This window comes from Streptomyces albipurpureus, from assembly GCF_023701525.1.
In the GTDB taxonomy this organism is placed as follows: domain Bacteria; phylum Actinomycetota; class Actinomycetes; order Streptomycetales; family Streptomycetaceae; genus Streptomyces; species Streptomyces albipurpureus.
In genome coordinates this window covers 1-5,671 of sequence record NZ_JAMQAW010000059.1, presented here as the reverse complement: position 1 = coordinate 5,671, position 5,671 = coordinate 1, and the positions used below count along the sequence as shown (strand labels likewise).

Sequence of the window (5,671 nt, the reverse complement as noted above, 5' to 3'; positions counted from 1 at the left end):
CGCCACCCCGACAGCCTCCCACCCACACGCCCACCACACCCACCGAACTTACAAAAAGATCAGTACTGTAGTTCTTGCCCAATTTCGCGATGGCGGTGGGTCTTCCCTGTGCCAGCCGGGCCCGAAACGATCAGTCCCCGGTGGGCGGAGTGCTGGTGCCGGTTGAGCAGGATGCGCTTGCGGCCGATCGCGGATCGTCGGGGTGGAGACGATCACCAGCTGGGAGTGGTAGTCCTCCCGGGCCCGGTCATACTCCACCCTCTCAGCCTCCGGCAGCCGCTGTAAGGCCGCAGACGGCAGGACGACCGGCGGCGCGACGGTCTCCGCGACGGACTCGGCCCAGCCTTCCTTCGTCGTCAACGGGTAGTCGACCTCTTCCGGCTCAAAGAAGTTCGTCATCAGCGGCTCCCGTCAGTGAAGGCGTCGAAAACCCCGAAGGGGATGACCTTGCCCACCACCTCATCTTCGTCCGGTTCCTTCTCCTCGGTGGTCTGCGGCGAGACCCTGGCGACCGGGCGGCCGGGGACTGCGGAGGCGGCCCGGGTGCGGGCAGCGATCCGCCGGTCCGGGCCTGTCCCGGCCCGGGTAAGCAGATCCTCGACCACCACCGCGGTGGCGCCCTCGTCCGTGGTATCCGCTCCGCGCGCGGCCAGCAGCGACCCTGCATGGCGCCAGGTGAAGTCGGCGAAGGGGCCGAGACCGTGCCCAGCCGGGTCCACGGAACCGTGATCCATCCTCCAGCCCGGGTGTCGCGTACCCAGACGTGGGAGAGGTCGCAAGGGTCGTGATGGACCTCCCAGAGGTTGCCCTTGACGTCGACCCCAGACGGCTGACGCCGGTAGGGGGCCCAAATCCATGCAGCCGTAGGTGCGGTAGTCGATGGTGATCCCGTAGTCGTTGATCTTCCGCCACTCCACCGGCAGCAGACAGCCCCGGGAAATGCCGCAGTCCTCGGTACGACGGAGAGTCCCGACCGGCGCGACGTCCTCGAAGGCCACCTTCGCCGCGTACCCCAACGGCTTGCGTACCTCGTCGCCACGCTCCAGCCAGGCCAGATCAAAATCCGAGACCTCCAGCGGAGCCCCACCCCGCAGGACCGGTATCCCACCCATGACTCGACCATCACGGTTGCAGTGAGACAAGCCACGTGGAACGATCCGCGGGTCACCCCTGTGGGTGACCGCACCCTCGACAACAGCCACCGGACATGAGATTCGAGGCCGCCCCGCTCAGATCAGTTGAGACTCCTCCAAGCTCAGCGAGACGGGACAAGTCCCTTGAGAATCTGACCCGGTTCCTTGAGAAACTGCCAGCTCCGATGAGACGGGACACTGAGCCCTTTCCAACCTCACCCTCACGCGGAGGCGTGTTGAAGGATGAGGACGGCTTGGACGATCGCGGTGATGCGGTTGGTGCTGCAACGGAGCTTTCGTAGGAGGCGCCAGTCCTTCAGGGTGGCCATGGCCTGCTCGCCGAGGCAGCGGATCTTGGCGTGTGTGCTGTTGTGCCGGCGCTGCCAACGGCCTCTTGCAGGACAGCCGTAGACGGTGGTTGATCGGTGTCGTAGCCGTCAGCGTTGCCGTCAAAGACACCAGGAGCGGGAAGCCGGAGACGGCCGCATAGATCGAGCCGACCAACCCTGCGCCGGCCACGCCTGCCAGGTCCGCCTGAACAAGCCGCGCAAGCCAAGCACCCCGCGACCAGTGGCCGCAGGGCTGTTCTATGTGCAGACGGTCGAGTCCCCGTGCCCGCCGAACCAACTCCGCGCTCACTGCTCAGCCAGTAGCCCACTCCTCTATGACCGATGCGGTTTCCTCGATACAGCTGTCAACGGCCTCGACGAACGATGCAGCGTCGTGCGACGGAAAATAGATCGGCTCGAGTCCAAAGAGTGACTGAGTTGCATCCACCCTCGCCAGGTCGACGCGAGAGTCTAGGTTGTAGTGCATCAGGGTGTTGCGGAACGGCTTTGCTGAGCGATCCATAATCAGGCTTGCCGACCACGTGCCCGTGATCTTCTCGATAAGCCTCGTGGACTGCGTGGTGAGGTCACCGGGTCGTTCGTCATGAAGCATCTGCAAGCTGCCAAGAACCTGGTACAGGGTCAGAAAGCGCATCTTGAATACGGTGTACTCGACCTCATTCGCATCTGCGCCCAGCCCGGCCATCGAGTCGACGAAATTCATCAAACCCCGGAACACCATCAGTAGCCGGTTGATGTCTGGCGTACCCTTGCCATTAAATACCTGACCGTAGTACTTAGTCGATCGAACGTCGTTGTCCCGCTGATCAAAGCGCATCGGATCGAGATGACTCACAAAGGTCTTCGCACCTGAATCGGTCCTCGCGCCCAGCCCGCGGAAGTAACAGCCGTACTCTTCGTAGACGGATTGCAGATTCGGACCCGACCCCTCCTCCAGTAGTGCGACAGGATCAAATCCCAGATGGAACGTGGCGGCATGCGTTGTCGAGATAATCCTTCCGTCGTAGCTATAGAAACCCAAGTCTGTCTCTAGAAAGCGGGCGGCCTTAAGCCACGTGTTGTTCAGCAACCTATCCGCGTGTGCAGGCGAGATCTCGTCACGGAAGTACGCAAGCTGCCCTTCAAGCGTCAGCCGACAACAAGGCGGGCAATGCGGGATCAATACGCTTGAGCTTGCTATACGACTCATGTGCAAACAGTGACAGGTACGGTGCCAAACAGAACATGATGGTACCGCTGTGTCCGGAGGCTCTCGATGCACCCAAATCGCGACTGAACCGGCCGACATAGGCAGCATCACTTCTTATGCCGAGCGCTACCACATCATCTTGAACTGTCATTATTCCCTCTTCTTTCGATCAGAATTATTCTCGGCGCACCTGACGTCATGACATCATCACAATGGCCCAAGTCATCCGTACGCTAAGGGTGGCTGCTAGCGAGAAGTCTTCACACCTACCCCTGACCTACTGGGTTCGCCTACGCTGGGTACTTCCTCATGAAGGCTTCTACTCCACCGATGAGCAGACGTACCTGATTGCGGTCGTAGTCGGCGTAGTCCCCGTGGGCTGCCTTGTTCCGGAGGTCCATCCAGGCGGTAACTTCCTTCTGCTGCAGGCCGTCGTACACTCCAGCCTTCTTGAGGTCGGCGTTCATGGTGTCGGCCTTCTTTGGCTTGCCTGCCACTGCCGTGGTCACATTGTTCTTCGCGCACAGAGCGCGCACGTGAACTTCGAGGGACGTTCCCGTGATGACGGCTGCGGCGTCCTTGTATCCCTTGGCAAGCAGCCCCTCCGCCATTTCCAAGTAATCGCGGTAGGTATCGGCGTGCACCAGCTCGACGACCGATTCAACCCACCCGGCGACCAAATCGTCACGTAGTCCCAGTGCGACGATGCGCACTTCTCTGAGTCGATAAGGCTGTACTCTACGGCGGGCAGTGTCAAGCTGCTTCATATACATAGAGGTCGGTCGCGTAGCTCGCTCGATTGCGGCTTCGAGCCGGTTGCTGAGAACAACGGGGTCGTCTGCCCCGTCATGCAGGAGAGACCAGTTATCGTTCCGTGCGTAGTTTCCGGAAGCCTTGATCAGAAAGTTGAGCTGCTCGACTACCTTGTCGATGTTGGCCATCGTTTTAGTCCCCTTGTCTGCACGCTATGCCGAGTACTTCAGCATGAATTCCCGCACGCCATCAATGAACAATACGTACCTGGTGTTCGTCGTAGCTTTGGTAGTCACCGTGAGCCGCCTTGTTGCGCAGGTCCATCCAGGCCGTAATCTGCTTTTGCCGTAGTCCGTCATAGACGTCAGCCTTCTTCAGGTCGGCGTTCATGACGTCGGCCTTCTTCGGTGCACCGCTGGCCAGTTCGGTGTCTACGCCATATTTAACACAGAGCGTTCGCACATGAACTTCCAATGACGTACCTGTGATGACAGCTGCGGCGTCCTTGTACCCCGATTGCAACAACGTCTCTGCCATATCCAGGTAATCGCTATGGGTGTCAGCGTGCACCATCTCAACAACTGTCTCCACCCATCCGGATGCCAGATCGTGATGGAGGCCAAGAGCAATGCTAAAGACCTCGCGAATCTTCAGCGAGGTTCGCTTTTGTTCCCGATAGACATCTAGCTGCCTTACGTAGCTACTACCAGGAGGTGCCAAGCGATCGATAGCGGCTTCGAGACGGCTCACAAGGAGCTTGGCTCGATCAGAGGCCAGTACTCCTTCGGTACGGGTGCTGATCATTTCTCGGTACTCAGCAATCAGCTCATCAAGCTGAGCCATCATCCTCGCTACGTCCATCAACTCGCAGCCTCCGTGTGGTAGTTGATCATCGAAGAACGGATCAGGGTATGACCCGGCAGCGCCCTCGCGCCAGTGGATTGCCGAGGTCCACCGAACCGGCGCGGCCTGCTAGGCCGTGTATCGAAAGTGGATCTTGGGCAGTGAGCCTTTCCAACCTGACGGGTGGTTGGGCTGGCAGCCCCGGCGGCGGGCATGAAGAAAGCTCCTGGTAGACGGTTTCACGACCAAGATCACCAGTCCGCCAGGAGCTTTCGCGTGCTTGTCTACCCCTCCGGCATCGATCTGTCCAGCCACACTCTGCGGCATCTCTCCGGTCTTCTCGCAGGTCACCGTCGTCGGATCGGTTAACGCTGGCGTCGCCTGACCTGCGGCCGGCAGGCCCTGCTCGTCCTGGCCCACCTACGCTGCGGCGACACCTACGCCTGCCTTGCCGCGGGCTTCCGCATCGGGATCGCCACGGCCTACGGGCTACATACGCGAGGCCGTCGACCTACTGGCCGCCCTCGCGCCCACGCTGCAACAGGCCATGACGACCGTCCGGAAGAAGGCGTACGTGATCCTCGACGGCACCGTGCTACCCATCGACCGTATCGCCGCCGACCAGCCGTACTACTCCGGGAAGAAGAAGCACCACGGGATGAACGTGCAAGTCCTCGCCGATCCCGCCGGGCGCCTGATCTGGGCCTCGGACGCACTGCCGGGAGCCACACACGACCTGACCGCGGCCCGGAACCACGGCATACCCGCCGCCCTCGCCGCAGATGACATCAAGTGCTGGGCCGACAAGGCGTACCAGGGCGCCGGCCCTGCGATCCGTGGCAAGCACCTCCGCGGCTGGCGCCGACACCACAACCGCGATCACGCCAAGATCCGCAGCCTCGGCGAACGCGCCATGGCCATCCTCAAGTCCTGGCGGCTCCTGCGGAAGCTCCGCTGCAGCACCACCCGGATCACAGCCGCCGTCCGTGCCGTCCTCGCCCTCGAACTCGCCACCTGATCAAGATGGAAAAGGCACTGTTCGTCTCACTTGTCTGGCTCATAGGCCAGACAAGGGCCACGGAGAATGAGAAAGGGTCATTCATTCTTGGACGCTACACGTGCGGAAGCTCCGGTTGGCTGCTCAGTTTCTGCCAGGTGCTGCGGTTAAGAGACCAGTCGCGGAGGGCTTCGCGACTGTACTGATAGTCGATGAGTCGGCGCAGCGCTTGGCGGAGCTGCGCGCTGTGCCTTGGTAGGGCGGGCCACGGGCGGCACCTCCGACTGCGCACCCCACGCCCGTTTCTTTAGTCCCATCAGCTTGATGTTCGCAACTCGCTCCTAGACGAGTCATTCCGAATGCTGATGGTGTGTCTGGGAACGTGGACAGGGCGTCCAAGATCGTT

Annotated in this window: 4 protein-coding genes and 2 pseudogenes; 1 reads left to right on the top strand and 5 read right to left on the bottom strand. The window is 61.2% G+C overall.

Going from position 1 to position 5,671, the window contains the following annotated elements; genetic code table 11:
- Nucleotides 1-398: 398 nt before the first annotated feature.
- From NBG84_RS33685 to NBG84_RS33665, 5 genes and pseudogenes are all read right to left on the bottom strand, one after another.
- Nucleotides 399-1,112, bottom strand: a complete 714-nt coding sequence (locus tag NBG84_RS33685) for a hypothetical protein (protein ID WP_250923477.1) — start codon at nt 1,110-1,112, stop codon at nt 399-401.
- Between the two features lie 242 nt (nt 1,113-1,354).
- Nucleotides 1,355-1,534: pseudogene (locus NBG84_RS33680) on the bottom strand (transposase family protein); the annotation flags it as partial.
- Nucleotides 1,535-1,775: 241 nt separating this feature from the next.
- The gene (locus NBG84_RS33675) at nt 1,776-2,672 is read right to left on the bottom strand and encodes a hypothetical protein (protein WP_250923476.1); all 897 of its coding nucleotides are present in this window, start codon (nt 2,670-2,672) and stop codon (nt 1,776-1,778) included.
- A gap of 290 nt (nt 2,673-2,962) precedes the next feature.
- Nucleotides 2,963-3,613, bottom strand: a complete 651-nt coding sequence (locus tag NBG84_RS33670; protein WP_250923475.1) for a hypothetical protein — start codon at nt 3,611-3,613, stop codon at nt 2,963-2,965.
- A gap of 61 nt (nt 3,614-3,674) precedes the next feature.
- Nucleotides 3,675-4,286: a hypothetical protein gene (locus tag NBG84_RS33665; RefSeq protein WP_250923474.1), complete on the bottom strand. Its 612-nt coding sequence runs from the start codon at nt 4,284-4,286 to the stop codon at nt 3,675-3,677.
- 258 nt (nt 4,287-4,544) lie between these two features.
- On the opposite strand from NBG84_RS33665, the pseudogene NBG84_RS33660 reads away from it, so the two are divergent.
- A pseudogene (locus tag NBG84_RS33660) lies at nt 4,545-5,286 on the top strand (transposase family protein).
- The last annotated feature ends 385 nt before the right edge of the window (nt 5,287-5,671 follow it).